This window comes from Corynebacterium senegalense (assembly GCF_900411315.1).
GTDB lineage: Bacteria > Actinomycetota > Actinomycetes > Mycobacteriales > Mycobacteriaceae > Corynebacterium > Corynebacterium senegalense.
Map to the genome: position 1 here is coordinate 948,355 of NZ_LS990887.1, position 21,511 is coordinate 969,865.

Here is a 21,511-nt window from a genome sequence, read left to right on the forward strand (position 1 = left end):
TCCGCTCAAATACCGCCGAACCGGACCGCCGATTAGAGTAAGGGCCTATGACTTCCCCCAAATCCGACAAACCCGACATGTCCACGACAGCTGGTCGCCTGCAGGATTTGCGCAACCGGCTGGAGGAGGCACAGGCGCCGGTCGGTCTCGACGCCTTCGAGGCGACGCGCGCTCAGGGGAAGGCCACGGCGCGCGACCGCGTCGAGAAGCTGCTCGATGAGGGGTCCTTCGTCGAAACCGATGCGCTGGCCCGCCACCGCGTCGAGGCCTACAAGATGGACCGAACGAAGCCGCCGACAGACGGCGTGATCACGGGCTACGGGCTCATCGACGGCCGCCGCGTCTGCGTCTTCTCCCAGGACGCCACCATCTTCGACGGCGCCGTCGGCGAGGTCTACGCGGAGAAGGTGCTCAAGCTCTACGACCTGGCCACCAAGACGGGCGTGCCCGTCGTCGGCATCTACGACTCCGTCGGCCCGCGTGTCCAGGAGGGCGTCGTCGCCGCCGCGATGCAGGCGAAGATCCTCCGCGCCGCCACCCAAGCCTCCGGACTGATCCCCCAGGTCGCGGTGGTCGCCGGCCCGACCGCTGGCCTCTCCGCAGCCCAGATCCCGCTGTCCGACCTGGTCATCATGGCTGCGGGCGCGGCCGTCCACCTCACAGACCCGGCGATCGTGACGAAGGTCAGCGGCTCGGAGGCCACCGCCGATTCCCTCGGCGGGCCCGCTATCCACGCCAACGAAACGGGGCTCGCGCAGCTGGTCGCCGACACCGACATCGCGGCCGTCGAGCTGGCCCGCGAGCTCATCGGCTACCTGCCGGAGAACAACCGCGCCGCCTCCCCCGTCACCGCGCCCGCCGAGATCGAGGCGCAGGACCTGAACGCCTTCATGCCCGACGACGAGGCCGCCGCCTACGACGTCCACGACGTCATCGCCGCAGTCACCGACGGCGACTTGCTCGAGCTGGGGGCCGCCTACGCCGACAACGTCGTCACCGGGTTCGCCCACGTGGGCGGGCGGGCAGTCGGCGTGGTGGCGAACCAGCCTTCCGTCTTGGCCGGGTGCCTCACCGACGCCGCCGCCCGCAAGGCCGCCCGCTTCATCCGAACCTGCGACGCCTTCAACCTGCCGCTGCTGCTGTTCGTCGATTCGCCCGGCTTCATCCCCTCCGCCGAGGAGGAGCACGCCGGCGTCGTCTCGGGGGCCGCGGCCCTCGCCTACGCGTTCGCCGAGGCCCAAGTGGGAACGGTAACCGTCGTGACGCGCAAGGCGCTCGGAGCCTCCTACGCCGTCATGGGCTCGAAGTTCCTCGGCGCCGACCTCGTCTTCGCCTGGCCCACGGCACAGGTGGCGCTTGCCGACGCCCCCACCGCCGCCGAGGCGCTCGGCACCGACGCCGCGAAGTACGCCGAGGAGAACCTCAACCCCTACGTCGCCACCGAGCGCGGCCTCGTCGACTCCGTCATCGAGCCGGCGCAGACGCGCGCCCAGGTCCTCGAGGCGCTGCGGCTCCTCGAGCGCAAGGTGGTCTACCCTGCCATGAAGAAGCACGGCAACATCCCCCTCTAAGGAGAACCCGCCATGACCGCACCGACCTTCACCGTCGTCAAGGGCAACCCGACCGACGACGAGATCGCGGCCCTGACCGCCGTCCTCGCCGAGCTGCAGGCCGCCGCCTCCGCGACCGCCGAGCCCGCCGAGCGCAACCTGTGGGGCCGCCCGTCTTCCCTGCGCCACCCCGACGTGTTCAACCCGGGCGCCTTCGCCAACGTCACCTACTTCTGATGCGCCTCGTCCTCGCCTCCCAGTCCCCCTCGCGGCGCATGCTGCTGGAGCAGGGCGGGGTGACACCCGTGCTCCACCCCGCCCACATCGACGAGGACGCGCTCATCGCCTCCCTCGGCGACGCAGAACCCGCCGACGTCGTCGCCGCCCTCGCCCGCGCGAAGGCCACCGCCGTCGCCGGCGAACACCCCGGCGACGTCACCGTCGGCTGCGACTCCATGCTGCTTCTCGACGGCACACTGCACGGCAAACCCCACACCGTCGAGGCGACCATCGACCGCTGGCGGGCGCAGCGCGGCCGCGAGGCGCAGCTGCTGACCGGCCACGCCGTGCACCACCGCGGCGAGTGGTACGCCGAAACCGTCTCCACCACGATCCGTTTCGGGGACGCCTCCGACGCCGACATCGAGGCCTACGCCCGCTCCGGCGAGCCCCTCGAGTGCGCGGGGGCGTTCACGCTCGAGGCGCTCGGCTCGTGGTTCATCGACTCGATCGACGGTGACCCCACCAGCGTCATCGGCCTGTCCATGCCGCTGCTTCGCCGCGCCCTGTACAGCTTCGGGCTGGACGCCTCCTCGTTCTGGGATTAGCTAGTCTGGGCCGCATGCAGATGAAAGACATGATGGCCCCACCGCCCGTCCACCTCCCCGAGGATCCCGCCCACGGCAAGGACCTGCTGGCCGACGAGACGGCCCTTCAACACCCCGACTCCCCCTCCGTGTGGGCCGCCCGCGCCGCCCGCGAGCTCGACGGCGGCGACAGACTGGTCGCCTACGCCTACGCCCGCACCGGCTACCACCGGTCGCTGGACCGGCTGCGCGCCAACGGGTGGAAGGGCTGGGGCCCTGTGCCCGCCAGCCACGAGCCGAACCTGGGCGTGCTCAGGGCCATCGCGATGCTCGCCCTGGCCTCGCGGGCCATCGGCGACGACGCCGAGTACGACCGGTGTCGCCAGATGCTCTCCGACGCGGACCCGGGGAGCGTCGAGAAGCTGCTCGGCTAGGCGTTCCGGCGCGCCCGGCGTGGCGTCGTTAGGCGTGCTTCGCCTCGACGCGCTTGATGGCCTCCTCGGCGACGAGCTCCTGGATGCCCATGTCGAGCTCGGAGGTGAAGCCGACGCAGGAGCAGTTGATCTCGCCGAGGACGTAGGTGTCGGCGCCGGTCTCGTCGTCGTCGGCGAGCATGAAGTCGGCGGTCCAGATCAGCGGGATGTTGTCGCCGCCGAGGTTCTCGGCGATGACGGGGCGGGCCTCGGCGAACATGTCCACCAGGTCCTGCCACTCCTCGGGCTTGTTGTAGGTGTACTTCGCGCCCGAGAAGAGGGTGGCGGAGAAGGCGTCGCCGCCCTCGGCTGGCTTCTTGTGCACCACGAACACCGGGTGGGGGCCGACCAGGAGGATGCGGATCTCGCCCTCGGTGATGCGCGGCATGAAGCGCATGTCCACGAGCATGCCGTTGTCGCCGATGATGTACTGGTCGCAGAAGTCCATGAACTCGCCGAGCTGGCGGGTCTCGGTGTGGTTGTCCACGGCCTCGGTGCACTTGAGCTCGGTATCCAGCGGCAGGGCGGTGCCCGGCTCGACGGAGGCGGCGAGCTCCGGGTCGGCCAGGCGCACGCGCCAGATGCCGGAACCGGTGGAGCCGCGGTTCTGCTTCAGCACGCGCTCGCCGTAGGACAGGGAGGCCGGGAAGGTGTTGTGGAAGGTCTCGACGTCGTAGTAGGCGGCGGTGTCGGAGGGGACGAGGTCGGTGTCCTTCAGCTTCACCAGCGCGTCCTTCGCGCCGTAGGCCATCATCTCCTCCGGCGTGGACATGCCCACCAGGCCGGCGTCGGAAAGCCTGCCGAGGAGGTCGAAGTAGCCCTTCTCGCCGCCGGGGATGTTGCCCGGGTTGACGCGCGAGATGTAGCCGTCGAAGTTTTCGGAGACGTGCTTGTAGATGTCCTCGCTCCACTCGGGGCGGTAGTAGACCACCTCGGCGTGCCAGCCGGCGTCCTTGATGGCGTTGACGATGGGCATGGTGTCCTTGCGGTGCCCATCGAAGTACTTGTCGGAGCCGCCTTCAACCTCGAAGACCACGATTGCCTTGTGCATGCTGGATTCCCTTTCGATCGTGTAGCCAGAGCGGAACCCAGACGGAAGAGTTTCTCACCGTTTCTTCCATGCGTTCCTGAAAAAAGTTTAGGGGCATTCGCCCCACCCCGCCCGGCGGGGGTTTCAAAGGTGTTTAAGTTCACAGCCCCGCTCCCCGTCGCCCCAACGGGGCCCGGGCGCCCGCCGCGCGGGTAAGGTTGGGCGGGTAGCAAGAGGAGCGTCGACAGGTGCGGGACAACGCACGACAGGGAAGGTGGCTCATGGGGATCGAGCTCGATCCGAATCCGCTGTTTCAGGAGTACGCGCACCCGGAGAAGTTCGTCTCCGCGGCGTGGCTGTCGGCCCGCCTGGGCGTTGACGGCCTGCGGGTGGTAGAAAGCGACGAGGACGCGTTCCTCTACGACATCGGCCACATCCCCGGCGCCGTGCGCATCGACTGGGAGCGCGACCTGAACGACCCCCTGACCCGCGACTTCATCGACGGCGAGGCCTTCGCCGCCCTGATGAGCGCCCGCGGGATCTCCCGCGAGGACACGGTGGTCATCTACGGCGACCGCTCCAACTGGTGGGCCGCCTACACGGCGTGGGTCTTCGAACTCTTCGGCCACCCCGACGTGCGGCTTCTCGACGGCGGCCGCGACGCCTGGATGGGCGAGGAGCGCGACACCTCCTTCGCCGTCCCCGCCTACCCCGCAACCCGGTACCCCGTGGTCGAACGCCGCGACGAGCCGGTGCGCGCCTTCGTCTCCGAGCTGCTGGCGTCGCGCCCGGCCCAGCTCATCGACGCCCGCTCCCCCGAGTCCTACGCCGGGACCCCGCAGCCGGGCGCCGGCAAGGCCCCGGGCTTCCTGCGCCACGGCCACATCCCGGGGGCGCTGAACATCCCGTGGGGCGACGCCGTCCACCCCAACGCGCGCTTCAAGACGCGCACCGAGATCGAGGGTGTCTACTCCGGCCTCGACCCCGCCGCGCGCACCGTCACCTACTGCGAGATGGGCGAAAGCTCGGCCCACTCGTGGTTCGTTCTGCGCCACATCCTCGGCTTCGAGGACGTCGCGCTTTACGACGGCTCGTGGGCCGAATGGGGAAATATGGTGCGTGTCCCGGTGGAGAAGTCGCGCCCGGAACCTACGGAGTAGTAAGTTAGGGGGACAAATGCTTGCCGCCCCACCCCGGGGCGGTAACATAACGCCCCTCATTTCCGCTACTTTCTAGCGGGAACTAACTCGAAACAGACGGGATTGATTCGTGTCTCAATTGACGAAGGTACTGATTGCCAACCGCGGCGAGATCGCGGTCCGCGTCATCCGCGCGGCCAAGGACGCGGGGATCGCGTCGGTGGCCGTGTACGCGGAGCCGGATTCCTCCGCCCCGTTCGTCGGTCTGGCCGACGAGGCCTTCGCGCTGGGAGGCGCGACCGCGGCCGAGTCCTACCTGGACATCGACAAGATCCTCAAGGCCGCCGCCGACTCCGGCGCGGACGCGATCCACCCCGGCTACGGTTTCCTCTCCGAGAACGCCGAGTTCGCCCGCCGCGTCATCGACGCTGGCCTGACCTGGATCGGCCCCTCCCCCGAGTCCATCGAGGCTTTGGGCGACAAGGTCACGGCCCGCCACATCGCGGAGGCCGCCAACGCCCCCATGGCCCCGGGCACCAAGGACCCCGTCGCCGACGCCGACGAGGTCGTCGCCTTCGCCGACGAGCACGGCCTGCCGGTGGCCATCAAGGCCGCCTTCGGAGGCGGCGGGCGCGGCATGAAGGTCGCCCACACCCGCGAGGAGATCCCCGAGCTGTTCGAGTCCGCCACCCGCGAGGCCATCGCCGCCTTCGGGCGCGGCGAGTGCTTCGTGGAGCGCTACCTGGACAAGGCCCGCCACGTGGAGGCCCAGGTGCTCGCCGACCAGCACGGCAACGTGATCGTCGTCGGCACCCGCGACTGCTCGCTGCAGCGCCGCTTCCAGAAGCTCGTGGAGGAGGCCCCGGCCCCCTTCCTCACCGACGAGCAGCGCGAGCGCATCCACTCCTCCGCCAAGGCGATCTGCCGGGAGGCGGGCTACTACGGCGCCGGCACCGTGGAGTACCTCGTGGGCAGCGACGGGCTGATCTCCTTCCTGGAGGTCAACACCCGCCTCCAGGTCGAGCACCCCGTCACCGAGGCCACCACGGGCATCGACCTCGTGCGCGAGCAGTTCCGCATCGCCCAGGGCGAGCCCCTGCGCCACACCGAAGACCCCGCCCCCCGCGGCCACGCCATCGAGTTCCGCATCAACGGCGAGGACGCGGCCGCCAACTTCATGCCCGCCCCGGGGACGATCACCGAGTACGCCGAGCCCACCGGCCCCGGCGTTCGCGTCGACTCCGGCGTGCGCGCCGGCTCGGTCGTCGGCGGGCAGTTCGACTCCATGCTGGCCAAGCTCATCATCTCGGGCGAGGACCGCAACGAGGCCATCCAGCGCGCCAAGCGCGCCCTGGACGAGTACGTGGTCAAGGGCCTGCCCACCGTCATTCCCTTCCACCAGGCCATCCTCAACGACCCGGCATTCGTCGGCGACGGCGAATGCTTCGACGTCTACACCCGCTGGATCGAGGAGGAGTGGGCCAACGACCTCCCCGCCTCCACCGAGGGCGCGGACTCCCCGGAGGACGACGAGGCCGAGGAGACGCGCACCTTCTCCGTCGAGGTCAACGGCCGGCGCATCGAGATCGCCCTGCCCTCCTCCCTCGTCTTCGGCGCGGGCCCGCGGCGCCGGAAGAAGAAGCGCCGCTCCTCCGGCTCTCAGGCCGCGGCCTCCGGCGACGCCGTCGCGGCCCCCATGCAGGGCACCGTCATCAAGGTCAACGTCTCCGAGGGCGAGGAGGTCGCCGAGGGCGACGTCCTGCTCGTGCTCGAGGCGATGAAGATGGAAAACCCCGTCAAGGCCCACAAGGCGGGCGTGGTGACGGGGCTCGCCGCCGAGCAGGGCGGCCAGGTGAACAAGGGCGCCGTCCTCCTCGAGCTGAAGTAGCGGATTAGCGGAACTGCAGGTCCTGGGCCGCGGGGCGCCGGACGCTGAAGTAGTCGGCGATCAGGCGCATCTCCTCGTCCTGCAGGACCACCGGCCCGCCGGCGGGCGCCGAGGCGCGCTCCGCGGAAACTTTCCGGCCGCCGGGGAAGAAACCGTTTTGGAAGAACACGTCGTTCGATCCCGAGTAGACCGCGACAAACCCCTTGCCCTCGGCCCACACTGGCCCGCCGGAGTCGCCCGGGTGGCCGTGCTCGGCGTCCCAGTAGATGTTCGAACCCACGCTGCCGATGTAGCTCCCGCACACCGTGCGCTGCGTCGTCGCGCCGTAGCGGCAGATCCTGTCGCCCTGCGCCAGCTCGCCCGGGGAGACGAGGGCGTCGCCGGAGTGGGTGTTGGGGCGCACCTCGGCCGCGTCGTCCCACCGGATCGTCGCCCAGTCGTTGGACGACTGCCCTTTGACGTAGCGCTCGGAGCGGGTCAGCGTCCCGATCTCGCCCGGGACTCCGTCCGGGCCCTCCACCCGCACCCGGTCGCCGGTGCGGCCGCAGTGGGCGAGGGCGGCGGCGGGGCTGGCGAGCAGGCACGTCGCGGCGGCGGTAACCAGTGCGCGCCTCGGTTCCATGCGTTTCCTCTTTCGGTCGAACAAAGGAACGGTAACGAAACTACAACAAAAAAGCATCCCGCGCTCCGTGTCCGGGGCGCGGGATGGGCGTCGTCAAGCGGTGCCTAGGAGATGACCACCACCAGGTCCCCGCCCTCGACCTTGGTCGCCTGCGTCAGCGCGACGCGCTCGACCGTGCCGTCCTTCGGCGTCGAGATGGAGGCCTCCATCTTCATCGCCTCGATCGTGGCGACCTGGTCGCCCTCCTTGACCTCGTCGCCCGCCGCGACGGTCACGTTGACCACACCCGCGAAGGGGGCCGCGACGTGACCCGGGTTGGAGGGGTCGGCCTTCTCCACCTCGGCGACGGTCGACTCGGCGCTCTCGTCGCGCACGAACAGCGGCCGCACCTGGCCGTTGACCGTGAGGATGACCTGGCGCATGCCCTTCTCGTCCGGGTCGCCGATCGCCTCGAGGCGCACCACCAGCGGGGTCTTCTCCTCGTCCACCTCGCCGTAGTAGATCAGGTTCTCCTCGCCCTCGACCAGGCCGTAGAAGAAGACGCGGTCGGAAAGCTGGTCGGTGATGCCGTAGGTGCGGCGGTGCTCGAGGAACTCCTCGTACTGCTTCGGGAAGAGCAGCTTGTCCAGCGCGGCGCGGCGCACCCTGTGGTCCCCGCTGGACAGCTCCGCCTCCAGCTCGGCCGGCACCTGCACCGTGTGGTCCACGACCGTCCTGTCCTTCAGCGCTTTGTCGCGCAGCAGCGGCCAGCCTCCCGGCGGGGTGCCCAGCTCGCCCTGCAGGAAGCCGATCACAGACTCCGGGATGTCGTACTTGCGCGGGTTTTCCGCGAACTCGTGCGGGTCCACCCCCGCCCCGACCAGGTGCAGCGCCAGGTCGCCGACCACCTTGGACGAGGGCGTCACCTTCGTCGGGCGGCCCAGGATCTCGTTGACCGCCGCGTAGTAGTCCTCAATCAGCTCGAAGCGGTCGCCCAGCCCCAGCGCGTTCGCCTGGGTGCGCAGGTTGGACAGCTGCCCGCCGGGGATCTCGTGCTTGTACACGCGCCCCGTCGGCCCCGGGATGCCGGACTCGAAGGGGGCGTAGACCTGGCGCACCGCCTCCCAGTAGGGCTCGAGATCGCTCACGGCCTGCAGCGACAGCCCCGTGTCGCGCTCCGTGTCGGCGAACGCCGCCACCAGCGCCGACATCGAGGGCTGCGAGGTCGTCCCCGCCAGCGGCGCGGAGGCCACGTCGACCACGTCGGCGCCGGCGTTCGCCGCCGCCAGGTAGGTGGCCAGCTGGCCGCCCGCAGTGTCGTGGGTGTGCACGTGCACCGGCAGGTCGAAGCGCTCGCGCAGCGCCGCGACCAGCTTCGCCGCCGCAGCCGGGCGCATGAGGCCCGCCATGTCCTTGATGGCCAGCACGTGCGCACCCGTGCCCACGATCTCCTCGGCCAGCCTGAGGTAGTAATCCAGCGTGTACAGGTCCTCGGCCGGGTCGAGCAGGTTGCCTGAGTAGGCCATCGCCACCTCGGCGACGGTGGTGTTCGTCTCCAGGACGGCGTCGATGGCCGGGCGCATCTGGGAGACGTCGTTGAGCGCGTCGAAGATGCGGAAGATGTCGATGCCGGAGCGGGCCGCCTCGCCGACGAACGCCTTCGTCACGGCGTCCGGGTAGGGCGTGTAACCGACGGTGTTGCGCCCGCGCAGCAGCATCTGGATGTTCACGTTCGGCATCGCCTCGCGCAGCTCGTCGAGGCGCATCCACGGCGATTCGTGGAGGAAGCGCATGCCGACGTCGTAGGTCGCGCCGCCCCACGCCTCCACCGAGGTCAGCTGCGGGGTCAGGTGGCCCACGTGCTTCGCGGCCGCCACGAGCGTGTTCGTGCGGATGCGCGTGGCCAGCAGCGACTGGTGGGCGTCACGGAAGGTCGTCTCGGTGACGCCGAGGGCCGTCTGGGAGCGCAGCTTCTCCGCCCACTTCGCGGGGCCGAGCTCGAGCAGGTCGTCGCGCGAGCCGCGCGGCAGCTCGCCGTACCCCTCGCGCGAGGGAAGCTTCTTCGACGGGCGGATCGTGGTCGGCTGCGGGCCGTTCGGCTTATTCACCGTCACGGAGGCGACGTAGTCGAGGATGCGGCCGGCGTCGTCCGCCGCCGCCGGGGCCTCCAGCAGGTGCGGGTGCTCCGCGATGAAGTTCGTGTTGATGCGCTCGTAGCGGAAGTCGGGGTCCGAGAGCAGCTCGCGCAAAAAGCCGATGTTGGTGGACACGCCCGTCACGGTGAACTCGTTGAGCGCGCGCAGGGCGCGATCCACCGCCACCTGGAAGTCCTTGCCGCGGCAGGTCATCTTGACCAGCAGGGAGTCGAAGTTCGGGGTGATCTCGGTGCCCACGCCGACCGAGCCGTCGAGGCGCACGCCTGCCCCGCCCGGGGAGCGGTAGCCGGTGATCAGGCCCGAGTCGGGGCGGAACCCGTTCGCCGGGTCCTCGGTGGTGATGCGGCACTGCAGCGCCGCGCCCGTGAGCGAGACGGCCTCCTGGCTCAGGCCCAGGTCCTCCAGCGAGGCACCGGCCGCGATGTACATCTGGGAGCGCACGATGTCCACGCCCGTGACCTCCTCGGTCACGGTGTGCTCCACCTGCACGCGCGGGTTCATCTCGATGAAGACGTGGTTGCCCTTCTCGTCCACCAGGAACTCGACGGTGCCCGCGCCCTCGTAGTTGATCTCGCGGCAGAAGCGCACCGCGTCGGCGCAGATGCGCTCGCGCTGCTCGGCGGTGATGTGCTGCGCCGGCGCGATCTCCACGACCTTCTGGTGGCGGCGCTGCAGAGAGCAGTCGCGCTCGAACAGGTGCATGACGTTGCCGTGCGAGTCCGCGAGGATCTGCACCTCGATGTGCTGCGGGTTGATCACCGCGCGCTCGACGTAGACGTTCGGGTCGCCGAAGGCGGCCTCCGCCTCGCGCGAGGCCTCCGCGGCAAGCTTCTCGACGTCCTCCTGGCGCTCAATGAAGCGCATCCCGCGCCCGCCACCGCCGGCCACCGCCTTGACGAAGACTGGGAACTCGAAGTCCTTGGCGTACTCCGCCAGCTGCTTCGGATCGGCAGACGGCTCCGAGTCCTTGAGCACCGGCAGCCCGGCGCGCTCCGCGGCGTGGACCGCCGCGGCCTTGTCGCCGGTCAGGTCGAGGGTCTCGGCCGAGGGGCCGATGAACGTGATGCCGTTCTCGGCGCAGCGGCGGGCGAGCTCGGCGCGCTCGGAGAGGAAGCCGTAGCCCGGGTAGACCGCGTCCGCCCCGGCCTTTTTGGCGGCGGCGATGATCTCGTCGATGTCCAGGTAGGCGCGGACCGGCTGGCCCTCCACGCCGATCTGGACGGCCTCGTCGGCGAAGGGGCGGTGGAAGGAGTTGCGGTCCTCGCGCGGGTAGACGGCGACGGTCTTCGCGCCCGTCTCGAAGGCCGCACGGAAGGCGCGGACGGCGATCTCGCCGCGGTTGGCAACGAGGATCTTGTGGAAGGAGGGAAGTGACGTGGCTGAGGGGGTCACTGGGAGGTAGTCCTTTCGCTTGCAACACGGGTCGCGCGAAGGTGCCCAACTGGCACAGTCGGCGTCTCGATTCTACGGATGCGGGCACCGGCTCCGGCGCCGCGGGAGGGCCGCGGGGGTGAAAAACCGACCGGGCCGATGGGCCAGGCCGGTCGCGCCTTTCACCGGTCCGGAGGGTTTAGCGGGTGCCCTCGATGTGGCGCTCCTCGGGGCCGTTGTAGGCGGCCAGGGGACGGATGATCGTCGGGTTCTCGTATTGCTCGATGATGTGCGCGGTCCAGCCGGTGATGCGCGCCATGACGAACAGCGGGGTGAAGAACTCGATGTCGAAGCCGAGGATGTAGTAGGCCGGGCCGGCCGGGAAATCCAGGTTCGGCATGATCTTGATCGAGGTGTTCTCGTACATGGTCTTGGCCATGATGTCGTACATCTCGACCCACTTGGACGCTCCCTTGTCCTCGTGCTCGCCGGCGAGCTTCTTGAAGCACGCCTCCATGGTCGGCACGCGCGAGTCGCCCTTCTTGTACACGCGGTGGCCGAAGCCCATCACAAGCTCCTTGTTCTTAAGCTTGTTCAGGGTCCACTCCTCCGTCTTGTCCACGTCGCCGATCTCGACGAAGTTGTGCATGACGAACTCGTTGGCGCCGCCGTGCAGCGGGCCCTTCAGCGCGCCGATCGCGCCGGTGACGGCGGACCAGGTGTCCGAGTTGGTGGAGGTGATCACGCGAGCGGTGAACGTCGAGGCGTTGAAGGAGTGCTCCGCGTAGAGGATCATCGACTTCTCGAAGGCCTCGATGTCGGAGGGGATCGTCGCCGGGGAGCCCTCGCCGTCGCCGAAGACCATCCAGAGGAAGTTCTCCGCGTAGCCCTTGTTGGGGTCCGGCTCGATGTAGCCCTCTCCCCTGCGGCGGCGGATGTCGAGCGCGACGATGGTCGGCAGTTTGGTCAGCAGCGTCAGGGCGATGTCGCGGATGTGGTCGGCGTTCGGGGTGAACTTGTGCGGGTCGCGGGAGCTGAGGAAGGACACCGCGGTGCGCAGCACGTCCATCGGGTGGCAGTCCTTGGGCATGGCCTCGATGACGCCGATGAGCTCCTCGTCCAGACCGCGACGGGCGCGGGCCTTGGCGTAGAAGTCCTGCAGCTCGGCGTCGCTGGGCAGCTCGCCGTTCCACAGCAGCAGGGCGACCTCCTCGAAGGACACTTTCTCGGCCAGCTCCTGCACCGGGTAGCCGCGGTACAGCAGGGAGTTGGTCTCCGGGTTGACCTTGGACACGGCGGTGTAGTCGGCGACAACGCCGTACAGGCCCTTCCTCACTTCTTGCTCGGTCATGACGTGGTCTCCTTTACTACTTCTCGAATGTCTGGCTGTAGGTGTCCACGGAGTAGGTGAACACCGACTGGTCGAACTGGTTGTACTCGTCGTAGCGGACGAGCTCGTAGAGCCGCGAGCGGTGCTGCATGCGGTCCAGCCACGCCTCCTGGGTGCCGGTCTGGGCGATCTCGCGCAGCATCTGCTCCGTCTGCCCCATCGCGGTGCGGAAGGTGGTGACCGGCCAGATGACGGCGTTGTAGCCGAGCTCCTCCAGGCGCTGCGCCGGGATGAGGACGGTCTTGCCGAACTCCGTCATGTTGGCCAGCAGCGGGATCTCCACGGCCTCGCGGAAGCGGGCGAAGTCCTCCTCCGAGTACAGCGCCTCGGTGAAGATCAGGTCGGCCCCGGCGTCGGCGTAGGCCTTGGCGCGGTCGATGGCCTGCTCGATGCCCTCGATGCCGGCGGCGTCGGTGCGGGCGCAGATGACGAAGGCGTCGTCGGAGCGCTCGCGCACCGCCGCCGTGATGCGGCGGACCATGAGGTCGCGCGGGACGACCTCCTTGCCGTCGAGGTGCCCGCAGCGCTTCGGGTTGACCTGGTCCTCCAGGTGCAGCGCGGCGAGGCCGGCCGCCTCGAACTCGGCGACGGTGCGCGCCGCGCTCATCGGCTCGCCGAAGCCGGTGTCGGCGTCGACGAGCACCGGCAGGTTGGTCACCCGCGCGATCTGCCGGGAGCGGTTGGCTACCTCGGTCAGGGTGGTCAGGCCGATGTCGGGCAGGCCGAGGTCGTTGGCCACCACCGCGCCCGAAACGTAGACGCCCTCGAAGCCGCCGATGTCCTCGATCAGGCGGGCGACCAGCGGGGAGAACGCGCCCGGCAGCTTCGTGATGGTCGGCGAGTTCAGGGACTCGCGCAGCGCCAGCCGACGCTCGTGCGGCGTTTTCTCCGGGGTGAACATCAGAAGATGCCCCCGGGGATCTCCGGCGCCTGCGCGGCGGCCTCGTCGGTGATGACGATGTTGAGCTCGCTCAGGTCGGTCAGGTTCTCCAGGTCCTGCACGGCGGCGAGGAAGCGGTCCTGCTCCTCGGGCGCCACGATGCCGTCGGCAAGCGTGCGGAACTTGTTGATGTAGTTCTCGCGCTCGAAGGGGCGCGCGCCGAGCGGGTGGGCGTCGGCGACCGCCATCTCGTCCTCGATGACGCTGCCGTCGGCGAAGGTGATGACGGCCTTGGCACCGAAGGCCTTCTCGGCCGGGTCGGTGGAGTGGTAGCGGCGCGTCCACTCCGGGTCCTCGACGGTGGAGATCTTGTGCCACAGCTCGACGGTCTCGGGGCGGCCGGCGCGCTCCGGGGTGTAGGAGTCGACGTGGTGCCAGGTGCCGTCCTCGAGGGCCACGGCGAACATGTACATGATGGAGTGGTCCAGGGTCTCGCGCGAGGCCTTCGGGTCCATCTTCTGCGGGTCGTTCGCCCCGGTGCCGATGACGTAGTGGGTGTGGTGCGAGGTGTGCAGGACGATCGACTCGATCTCGGCGGTGGTCTTGCCGGCGTCCGCGATGGTCTGCTTCATGCGGCGGGCCAGGTCGATCGGGGCCTGGGCCTGGTACTCGGCGGAGTGCTCCTTGGTGTAGGTTTCCAGGATCGCGCGCTTCGCCTCGCCGTCGGCGGGAAGCGGCACGACGTAGGTGCGGTCCGGGGAGTGCAGCATCCAGGCGATGACGCCGTCCTCGCCCTCCCAGATCGGGGCGGGGGCGCCCTCGCCGCGCATGGTGCGGTCGACGGCCTCGATGGCCATCTTGCCGGCGAAGGCGGGGGCGGAGGCCTTCCAGGAGGAGATCAGGCCCTTGCGGGACTGGCGGGTGGCGGTGGTGGTGTGCAGCGCCTGGCCGACGGCCTGGTAGATGGTGTCGACGTCGAGGTTCAACATGGTTCCCAGGCCGGCTGCGACTGAGGGGCCAAGGTGGGCGACGTGGTCGATCTTGAACTCGTGCAGGGAGATGCCCTTGACCAGGTTGACCTGGATCTCGTAGCCGGTGGCGATGCCGCGGATGAGCGCCTTGCCGTCGAGGCCCTTGTGCTGGGCGACGGCGATCATCGGCGGGATGTTGTCGCCCGGGTGGGAGTACTCGGCGGCGAGGAAGGTGTCGTGGAAGTCGAGCTCGCGCACGGCGGTGCCGTTGGCGAAGGCGACCCACTCGGCGGAGTAGGCGCCGTTGACGCCGAAGATCTGGGAGCCGCCCTGGTTGACCGGGTGGGCCTGGGCCATGACGCGGGCGGTGGTGACGGGGCGGCGGGCGTAGGAGGCGACGGCGACGGAGGCGTTGTCGATGATCCGGTTGATGATCATCTCCTTGGTGTCCTCCGGCACCTCGACCGGGTCGGCGGCGACCTTGGCCACCTTGTAGGCGAGGTGCTCCTCGATGGGGAAGTCCTCGGCGGAGCGGTGGGTGCGTACTTCGTGGTTGATCATCGGGTGGTCATGCTCCTCACGTAGAGAATCTCAATGGTTCACCTCATAGTAGGGCCGCCAGTGTGGTGCAGGTCATTCTTAAAAGGGTGAAAATATGCGGTAGAAAACTGTCGTTTCTGCGAAACTTGTAAAAGCACAGTTCACCGGGAGGAGAGGACGGGTCGGGAACGTGGCCAAGCATTTCGCGGGGGGCAGAATCCGGACGCTGCGCCAGCAGCAGGGCCTCACCCAGGTCGACATGGCCCGCCAGATGGGCATCTCCACCAGCTACCTCAACCAGCTCGAGAACGACCAGCGCCCCCTGACGGTGTCGGTGCTGGTCCAGCTCTCGCGCACGTTCAACCTCGACCCGACCTACTTCTCCGGCGACGACGAGCGCCGCACCGTCTCCGAGCTGGCGGGCCTGCTCCCCCGGGTCCCCGCCGATGTCCTCACCGACGTCGCGACCCGCCACCCCGCGCTCGCCGACGCGATCCTCGCGCTCCCCGACACCCTCGGCGCCGCGGCGCGCAACCCCTACGTGGCGGTGCGCAACTTCTTCCAGGACAACCGCAACTACTTCCACGACCTCGACGTCAACGCCGAGGAGCTCGCCGGCAAGGCCCGCGCCCGGCAGCTGCGCCTGACGCACCTCGCCGCGGTATTCGACCGCGAGCTCGGCTACGCGGTGCGCTTCAACCAGCCCTCCGAGGGCCCGCGCTCCGTGCTCGACCCGGTCAACCGCGAGGTGCGCCTGCGCACCGGGCTCAACGAGGCCCAGCAGTGCTTCGAGCTCGCCTACCACTACGCCTCGCTCACGCAGGCACCGCTTATCGACGCCCACCTCGACGCCCACCCCGGAACCCGGCAGAGCGGCCCGATCCCCTCCGCCCGCTCCGTCGCCCGCCACGGCCTGTGCCAGTACTTCGCCGCCGCGGCCACCATGCCGTACGCGGAGGTCCTGGAGGCGGCGGAGTCCACGCGCTACGACATCGAGGTCGTCGCCGCGCGCTTCGGCACCAGCTTCGAGTCCACCTGCCAGCGCCTGGGCACCCTGCAGCGCCCCGGCGCGGGGGCGGTGCCCTTCTTCTTCATCCGCACCGACCGGGCGGGCAACATCTCGAAGCGCCAGTCCACCACGTCCTTCCCCTTCGCGGTGTCCGGCGGCACGTGCCCGCTGTGGGTGGTGCACCGCGCCTTCGACACCCCGAACCGGGTGACGCGGCAGGTCTCGGTGATGCCCGACGGCAGCGCCTACCTCTGGGTGGCGCGCATGGTGCAGGGGCCGACGGCCGGGTTCGGCACGCCCCGGCAGGAGAACGCGGTGGCGCTGGGGTGCGACATCTCCCACGCCGGGCGGCTGGTCTACGCCGACGGGCTGGACCTCTCCCCCGCCTCCGCCACGCCGATCGGGCCGGGCTGCGAGACGTGCCCACGGACCCGGTGCCCGCAGCGGGCTTTCCCGGCGTACCGCGCCGAGTAGGGGCGCCGAGCAGGAACGCCTAGTCCAGGTCGGTGGTGGTGACGAGGCGGCGTGCCGCCTCGGTGATCGATCCCGACAGCGAGGGGTAGACGGCCATCGACTCGGCCAGCTGCTGCACCGTAAGGTTGTTGGTCACCGCGATGGTGATGGAGAGGATCAGCTCGGAGGCCGTGGGGGCGACAACGACGCCGCCGAGGACCTGGCCGGAGCCCTTGCGGGCGAAGATCTTGACAAAGCCGTGCTTGAGCGAGCGCATCTTGGCGCGCGGGTTCGTGGACAGGTCGAGCTTGATCACGTCGGCGTCGACCTCGCCGTTGGTGATCTGCCTCTCGCTCACGCCCACCGCCGCGATCTCCGGGCGGGTGAACACGGCGTTGCCCACCGTCTTCAGACGCAGCGGCTCCACGCCCTCGCCGAGGGAGTGGTGCATGGCGATGCGGCCCTGCATGGCCGCCACGGAGGCCAGCGGCATGAGGTCGGAGCAGTCGCCGGCGGCATAGATGCCGGGCACGTTGGTGCGCGAGACGCGGTCGACGTGGATGTGCCCGGAGGGCGTGGTGGCCACGCCGGCGCCCTCGAGGTTCAGGTCGGCGGTGTTGGGGACGGAGCCGATCGACATCAGGGCGTGGCTGCCCTTGATCTCGCGGCCGTCCTTGGTGCGCACGATGACGCCGTCGCCGGTGTTGACCACGGAGTCGGCGTAGGCGTCCTTGACCAGGGACACGCCGCGGTCCGCGAGGACCTCCTCGAGCACGTCGGCGGCGTCGGCGTCGTCGTGCGGCAGGATGCGGCTGCCCGAGGAGACCATGGTGACCTTGATGCCCAGCTCGGCGAACGCCGAGACCATCTCCGCGCCCGTCACGCCCGAGCCGACGACGATGAGGTGCTCCGGCTGCTCGATGAGGTCGTAGACCTGGCGCCAGTTGAGGATGCGCTCCCCGTCGGGCTCCGCGCCCTTGAGCACGCGCGGGTTCGCGCCCGTGCACACCAGCACGATGTCGGCGTCGAGGCGCTCGAACTCGCCGCTCGGGTAGGTCACCTTCACGCTGTGGGTGGTGTGCCCGGTCTGCGCGGTGGAGAAGGCCCCGCGGCCCCGCACGATCTTCACGCCGGCGCGCTCGAGCTGCAGGCGGATGTCGCGGGACTGCTCGGATGCCAGGGCGACGACGCGGTTGTTCAGCGCCGTGAAAAGCAGGCGCGCCTCGCCCAGGCCGTGGTTCAGGCCCATGTCGTCGGCGCGGCGCAGGTCGGTCTTGATGTTGGCGCCCGCGATGAAGCTCTTTGAGGGCACAACGTCCAGGTTGATGCCGGAGCCGCCGACCGCGTGATCCTCCACCAACGTGATGTCCGCACCGTACTTCGAACCAACCAGCGCCGCCTCGTAGCCGGCCGGGCCACCACCGATGATGACGATCTTCTTTGACACCTAAGCTCTTCTCCTTCGCACGACGCCGCCCCCTGGGGTTCGCGGCCCTTCAGTACTCGCTTGCACGGGAACTGCTTGCAGACGAATTAAGACACGCTGACAGCCCTACAGTCAAAAATCAGCTGCCAGTGTACAGCCCGCCCCCCTCGCCGGCGACTGCAGCAAAATACTTGTCTACCAGGGAGGCGAAAAGGCGCACCCCGACGCCGATGCTGCGCTCGTCGACGTTGAGGTCACCCTGGTGCAGGTCCTGCTTGCGGCCCTTGCCCGACCACGCGCCGAGGCGGACCATCGCCCCGGGCACGTGTTCGAGGTACCAGGAGAAGTCCTCGCCGCCGGAGGACTGCTGGGCGGAGACGACCCCGTGCGGGTCGATGGCCCGGCCGGCGTCGACGATCAGGGCGGTGGCCACGTCGTCGTTAAGCACTGGCGGCACCCCGCGCTCGTAGCGCAGGTTGAACCCGCAGCCTGTGGGGGCGACCACCTGCTCGACGAGCTCGCTGATCAGCGCCTCCAGGCTGCGCCACGTGCCGATGTCCGCCGTGCGCACGGTGCCTCGCACCAGGCCGCGCTCGGGAATCGCGTTCGCCGCGATGCCCGCCTCCACGTTGCCGAACACGATGACGGTGCCCGTGCGGGGGTCGACCCGGCGCGAGAGAAGCGCGGGAAGCTGGGTGATGAGCGAGCCGAGGGCGTAGACCACGTCCGCCGTCATCTGCGGCCGGGAGGTGTGCCCGCCCGGGCCGGTGACCTCGATGTTGAGGATGTCGGCGGCCGAGGTGATCGCCCCGGCGCGCACCCCCACCTGCCCGACGCGCAGCCGCGGCTCGACGTGCAGCGCGTAGATCGCGGCGACGTTGGTCAGCCCGCCCCACTCGATGACGTCGACGGCCCCGCTGCCCATCACCTCCTCCGCCGGCTGGAAGATGATGCGGATGCCGTGGCTCAGCTCCACCTCCGACAGCGCGCAGGCCAGCGCGAGCATGACGGTGGTGTGGACGTCGTGGCCGCAGGCGTGCGACACCCCCGGGGTGCCCGAGGCGAACTCGAGGCCCGTGAGCTCGGAGACCCCGAGCGCGTCGATGTCGGCGCGGAAGGCAAGACGGTCGCCCTCCGCCGGGCCCAGGTCGACGTAGAGGCCTGTGCCCGGGAAGGGCACGGGGCTCAGGCCGTGCTCGGTGAGGACGTCCGAGATGAACTGAGTAGTCGCAACCTCCTGGTTGGACAGCTCCGGGTGCGCGTGGAGGTGGCGGCGCCATCCGATGACGGTGTCATGGTTCTTCTCCAGCCAGGCGCTGACGTCAGCGGCTACGCGCACGGTGATCCTCCTCGATCCTCCTCAAGCGACGGTGTCCTGTTGTGCGAGTCTAGCAACCTGCGGTTATCGCCCCTCGCGGCCGCCCAGCATCAGCGCGAACCGCGGCTCGTCCTCCACCGGGCCCGCCAGCAGGTAGGACTCCTCGAAGCGCGCGGTGTCCTCGGGGGTCAGCGGCCATTCCACCCTGACGCTGGGCAGCGCCGTGGCGCTTTCCTGGCAGCGGCTGCCCACCGCCGCGTCCACGCCGGGCAGCAGCGCCGCGGGCGGGACGTGCAGGGCGTGCGCCAGGCGGTAGAGGGTGGACAGCGTCGGGTCGGCGCTGCGGGCGCAGTTGTAGTGGTTGCGCTCCAGGTTGGAGATGAGGCTGCGCGAGACCCCGGACAGCTCGGACAGGCGGCGCTGCGTCAGCCCTCGCATGGCGCGCAGCACCTTGAGCCGCGCGGAGAGGGCGTAGCCGTAGCTTGCCCAGTACGATTTCGGCAACACGTCTGCCATGAGTTCTCAGCCCCCCGCTGAATGTCCCCCGTTGGTGAGCTCAGGCTACTACAGGTTGATGTTGCGCGGGCCGTACAGCCGGTCGCCGGCGTCGCCGAGCCCCGGGACGATGTAGGCGTCCTCGTTGAGCTCGGGGTCGATGGCGGCTGTGACCAGCCGGATCGGCGCCCCCAGGGCCTCGAGCTTGGCGACGCCCGGCCGCGCCGAGACCATGCAGATGCAGGTGATGTTGTCCGCCCCGCGCTCCTGGAGGAGGCGGATGGCGTGGACGAGCGAGCCGCCCGTGGCGAGCATCGGGTCGACGAGGAAGACGGGCTGGCCCGCCAGGTCCTCCGGCAGCGCCTCGAGGTAGGGCACCGGCTCGTGGGTCTTTTCGTCGCGGGCGAGCCCGATGAACCCGACCTGGGCGTCGGGGATCATGGACAGCGCGGGGTCGATCATCCCCAGGCCGGCGCGGATGACGGGGACGATGATCGGCGGCTGGGCGAGGCGCTGCCCCTCGGTCGTGGCGACGGGGGTGACGCACTCGAAGTTCTCCACCTCGAGGTCGCGGGAGGCCTCGTAGATGAGCATCGCGCCGAGGTCGGCGAGGGCGGCACGGAAGGCGGCGTTGTCGCTGCGCGCGTCGCGCATGAGGGTCAGCCGGGCGGCGGCGAGGGGGTGCTTGACGACGGTAATGTCCATGCCCCACATGCTAACGGCCGATTCGCCGCCGGAGGGAACCGTTCGGCGGGCCCGGCAGTCCAATAAGGCCATGACGCCTCCATCCGCCGCGCCCCTGCCCGTCTTCCACCTCAACCCGCCCGCCCTTGACACCCTGACCGCCCAGCTCCGCGCGGATGCCGCCGCCCTGCGCCCGCTCGCCCACTCCCCCGCAGCCGCGACCGGCCCCGCCCGGGCCTTCACCGAGGCGCTGGCCGCGGCGGTGGGCAGCGTGAACGAGCGCACGGAGGCCCTGCGCGCGGAGGCCTCCCGCCTCGCCGTGGCGATGGACGCGACCGTCGGCGCAGCCCGCGCCGTCGACGCCGGCCTCGGCCGGGCCCTGGGGGTGCTGGAGCCGTGATCTCCCCCGCCGACGTCGCCGCTGAGATCCTCGCCCGGGTGCCGGCGCCCCTCGCACCTCCCCAACCGGTTCCCTCCCCGCTGTTCGCGGCTGCCGCCGAGCTCGCGGGGGCCGTCGGCGGCGACCCCTCCCGGGTCCTTGGCGCCGCTGACGCGCTGGCCTCCGACCGCGGCGCTATCGTCGAGAACGCCACGCAGGCCGCTTCCCTGGTCGAGGAGGCGGGCCGGGACCTCGTGTTTCTCGCCGCGCAGTACCAGGCGAACGCCGCCTCCCTGCTCCCCCTCGTGTTCAACCCGGTGACCGCGGCCGGAGCGCTGGGCGGCATCGCCTCCGCGACGGTGAGCACCCTCGCCCGCGCGCAGGAACGCCTCGCCAGGTTGGAGGCCGAGCTCGCCGCGCCCACCGCCGCGCTGGCGCGGATCGTCGCGGAGGCCGCCGACCAGCCGAGCCTCGAGCCCTCCGCCAGCGCGCTCTCCGCGACCCGCGAGCTCCAGACCCTCGCGGCCGGGGTGGAACCCGCCGCCGCGGAGGCCACCGAGCACGCACCCGCCGCGCCGCAGGAACCTGCCGCCGGCGGGGAGGGCAGCGCTGCTGGGCGAGCGGCCGTCGAGGCGGCGAAGTCGCAGCTCGGCACCCCCTACGCCTGGGGTGGGACGGGGCCGGGAGGCTTCGACTGCTCTGGGCTGACCTCCTGGGCCTACCGGCAGGCCGGGGTCGAGCTGCCGCGCATGGCGCACGAGCAGGCGATCGGACGGCAGGTCAGCTACGACCAGCTGCAGCCCGGCGACCTCGCCGTGTGGGACGGTCACGTCGCCATGTACGCCGGCGACGGGATGTACATCGAGGCGGGCGACCCCGTGCAGATGAACCCGGTGCGCACGGAAAACATCGGGATGGCCTTCCACGGCTTCTGGCGCCCGACCGGCTGAGC

At 70.0% G+C, this 21,511-nt stretch carries 19 protein-coding genes; 9 read left to right on the top strand and 10 right to left on the bottom strand.

Features of this window, described 5'->3' with window-relative positions:
• Positions 1–47 precede the first annotated feature (47 nt).
• The 4 genes from DYZ02_RS04600 to DYZ02_RS04615 are packed head-to-tail and all read left to right on the top strand — an operon-like array spanning position 48 to position 2,790.
• On the top strand, positions 48–1,571 hold the full coding sequence (locus DYZ02_RS04600; RefSeq protein ID WP_115685189.1) for an acyl-CoA carboxylase subunit beta: 1,524 nt from the start codon (positions 48–50) through the stop codon (positions 1,569–1,571).
• Between the two features lie 12 nt (positions 1,572–1,583).
• Complete coding sequence (locus DYZ02_RS04605) at positions 1,584–1,787, top strand: acyl-CoA carboxylase subunit epsilon (protein ID WP_115685190.1); 204 nt, start codon at positions 1,584–1,586, stop codon at positions 1,785–1,787.
• A complete protein-coding gene (locus DYZ02_RS04610; RefSeq protein ID WP_115685191.1) occupies positions 1,787–2,377 on the top strand; it encodes a Maf family protein in 591 nt (196 codons plus the stop codon). The genes DYZ02_RS04605 and DYZ02_RS04610 overlap by 1 nt, the downstream gene beginning before the upstream one ends.
• Before the next feature lie 14 nt (positions 2,378–2,391).
• Entirely contained in the window at positions 2,392–2,790 is a 399-nt protein-coding gene (locus DYZ02_RS04615; RefSeq protein WP_115685192.1) for a DUF3151 domain-containing protein, read from the top strand.
• A 28-nt stretch (positions 2,791–2,818) separates the two neighbouring features.
• Here the strand turns inward: DYZ02_RS04615 and DYZ02_RS04620 are convergent, their stop codons facing one another.
• Positions 2,819–3,880, bottom strand: a complete 1,062-nt coding sequence (locus tag DYZ02_RS04620) for a Cj0069 family protein (RefSeq protein ID WP_115685193.1) — start codon at positions 3,878–3,880, stop codon at positions 2,819–2,821.
• A gap of 260 nt (positions 3,881–4,140) precedes the next feature.
• On the opposite strand from DYZ02_RS04620, the gene DYZ02_RS04625 reads away from it, so the two are divergent.
• Both DYZ02_RS04625 and DYZ02_RS04630 read left to right on the top strand, forming a co-directional pair.
• Positions 4,141–5,019: a sulfurtransferase gene (locus DYZ02_RS04625; protein ID WP_115685194.1), complete on the top strand. Its 879-nt coding sequence runs from the start codon at positions 4,141–4,143 to the stop codon at positions 5,017–5,019.
• Positions 5,020–5,128: 109 nt separating this feature from the next.
• Positions 5,129–6,886 carry an acetyl/propionyl/methylcrotonyl-CoA carboxylase subunit alpha gene (locus DYZ02_RS04630; RefSeq protein WP_115685195.1) on the top strand — a complete coding sequence of 586 codons (1,758 nt, stop codon included), beginning with the start codon at positions 5,129–5,131 and terminating at the stop codon, positions 6,884–6,886.
• A gap of 4 nt (positions 6,887–6,890) precedes the next feature.
• Here DYZ02_RS04630 and DYZ02_RS04635 read toward each other — a convergent pair whose 3' ends face one another.
• The 5 genes from DYZ02_RS04635 to prpD all read right to left on the bottom strand — a co-directional run bounded on the left by DYZ02_RS04635 (position 6,891) and on the right by prpD (position 14,816).
• On the bottom strand, positions 6,891–7,508 hold the full coding sequence (locus DYZ02_RS04635; RefSeq protein ID WP_115685196.1) for a chymotrypsin family serine protease: 618 nt from the start codon (positions 7,506–7,508) through the stop codon (positions 6,891–6,893).
• A gap of 104 nt (positions 7,509–7,612) precedes the next feature.
• Positions 7,613–11,035, bottom strand: a complete 3,423-nt coding sequence (locus tag DYZ02_RS04640; protein ID WP_115685197.1) for a pyruvate carboxylase — start codon at positions 11,033–11,035, stop codon at positions 7,613–7,615.
• Positions 11,036–11,213: 178 nt separating this feature from the next.
• A complete protein-coding gene (locus DYZ02_RS04645) occupies positions 11,214–12,365 on the bottom strand; it encodes a bifunctional 2-methylcitrate synthase/citrate synthase (protein ID WP_115685198.1) in 1,152 nt (383 codons plus the stop codon).
• Positions 12,366–12,381: 16 nt separating this feature from the next.
• Complete coding sequence (gene prpB / locus DYZ02_RS04650; RefSeq protein ID WP_115685199.1) at positions 12,382–13,305, bottom strand: methylisocitrate lyase; 924 nt, start codon at positions 13,303–13,305, stop codon at positions 12,382–12,384.
• Complete coding sequence (gene prpD / locus DYZ02_RS04655; protein ID WP_115685200.1) at positions 13,305–14,816, bottom strand: 2-methylcitrate dehydratase PrpD; 1,512 nt, start codon at positions 14,814–14,816, stop codon at positions 13,305–13,307. The genes prpB and prpD overlap by 1 nt, the downstream gene beginning before the upstream one ends.
• A gap of 169 nt (positions 14,817–14,985) precedes the next feature.
• Between prpD and DYZ02_RS04660 the strand changes: the two genes are divergently transcribed.
• Positions 14,986–16,278 (top strand): helix-turn-helix domain-containing protein, encoded by a 1,293-nt coding sequence (locus DYZ02_RS04660; protein WP_115685201.1) that lies wholly within the window; start codon positions 14,986–14,988, stop codon positions 16,276–16,278.
• 19 nt (positions 16,279–16,297) lie between these two features.
• Here the strand turns inward: DYZ02_RS04660 and DYZ02_RS04665 are convergent, their stop codons facing one another.
• The 4 genes from DYZ02_RS04665 to upp form a co-directional block, all read right to left on the bottom strand.
• Entirely contained in the window at positions 16,298–17,704 is a 1,407-nt protein-coding gene (locus DYZ02_RS04665; RefSeq protein ID WP_115685202.1) for an NAD(P)H-quinone dehydrogenase, read from the bottom strand.
• Between the two features lie 118 nt (positions 17,705–17,822).
• Positions 17,823–19,022 carry an amidohydrolase gene (locus DYZ02_RS04670; RefSeq protein ID WP_115685203.1) on the bottom strand — a complete coding sequence of 400 codons (1,200 nt, stop codon included), beginning with the start codon at positions 19,020–19,022 and terminating at the stop codon, positions 17,823–17,825.
• 63 nt (positions 19,023–19,085) lie between these two features.
• Entirely contained in the window at positions 19,086–19,517 is a 432-nt protein-coding gene (locus DYZ02_RS04675) for a helix-turn-helix domain-containing protein (RefSeq protein WP_115685204.1), read from the bottom strand.
• 48 nt (positions 19,518–19,565) lie between these two features.
• Positions 19,566–20,201: a uracil phosphoribosyltransferase gene (gene upp / locus DYZ02_RS04680; protein WP_115685205.1), complete on the bottom strand. Its 636-nt coding sequence runs from the start codon at positions 20,199–20,201 to the stop codon at positions 19,566–19,568.
• Positions 20,202–20,271: 70 nt separating this feature from the next.
• Here upp and DYZ02_RS04685 point away from each other — a divergent pair, with 70 nt between their 5' ends.
• Positions 20,272–20,580 carry a hypothetical protein gene (locus DYZ02_RS04685; RefSeq protein ID WP_115685206.1) on the top strand — a complete coding sequence of 103 codons (309 nt, stop codon included), beginning with the start codon at positions 20,272–20,274 and terminating at the stop codon, positions 20,578–20,580.
• A complete protein-coding gene (locus DYZ02_RS04690; RefSeq protein WP_115685207.1) occupies positions 20,577–21,509 on the top strand; it encodes a C40 family peptidase in 933 nt (310 codons plus the stop codon). Before DYZ02_RS04685 ends, DYZ02_RS04690 begins: the two co-directional genes overlap by 4 nt.
• The last annotated feature ends 2 nt before the right edge of the window (positions 21,510–21,511 follow it).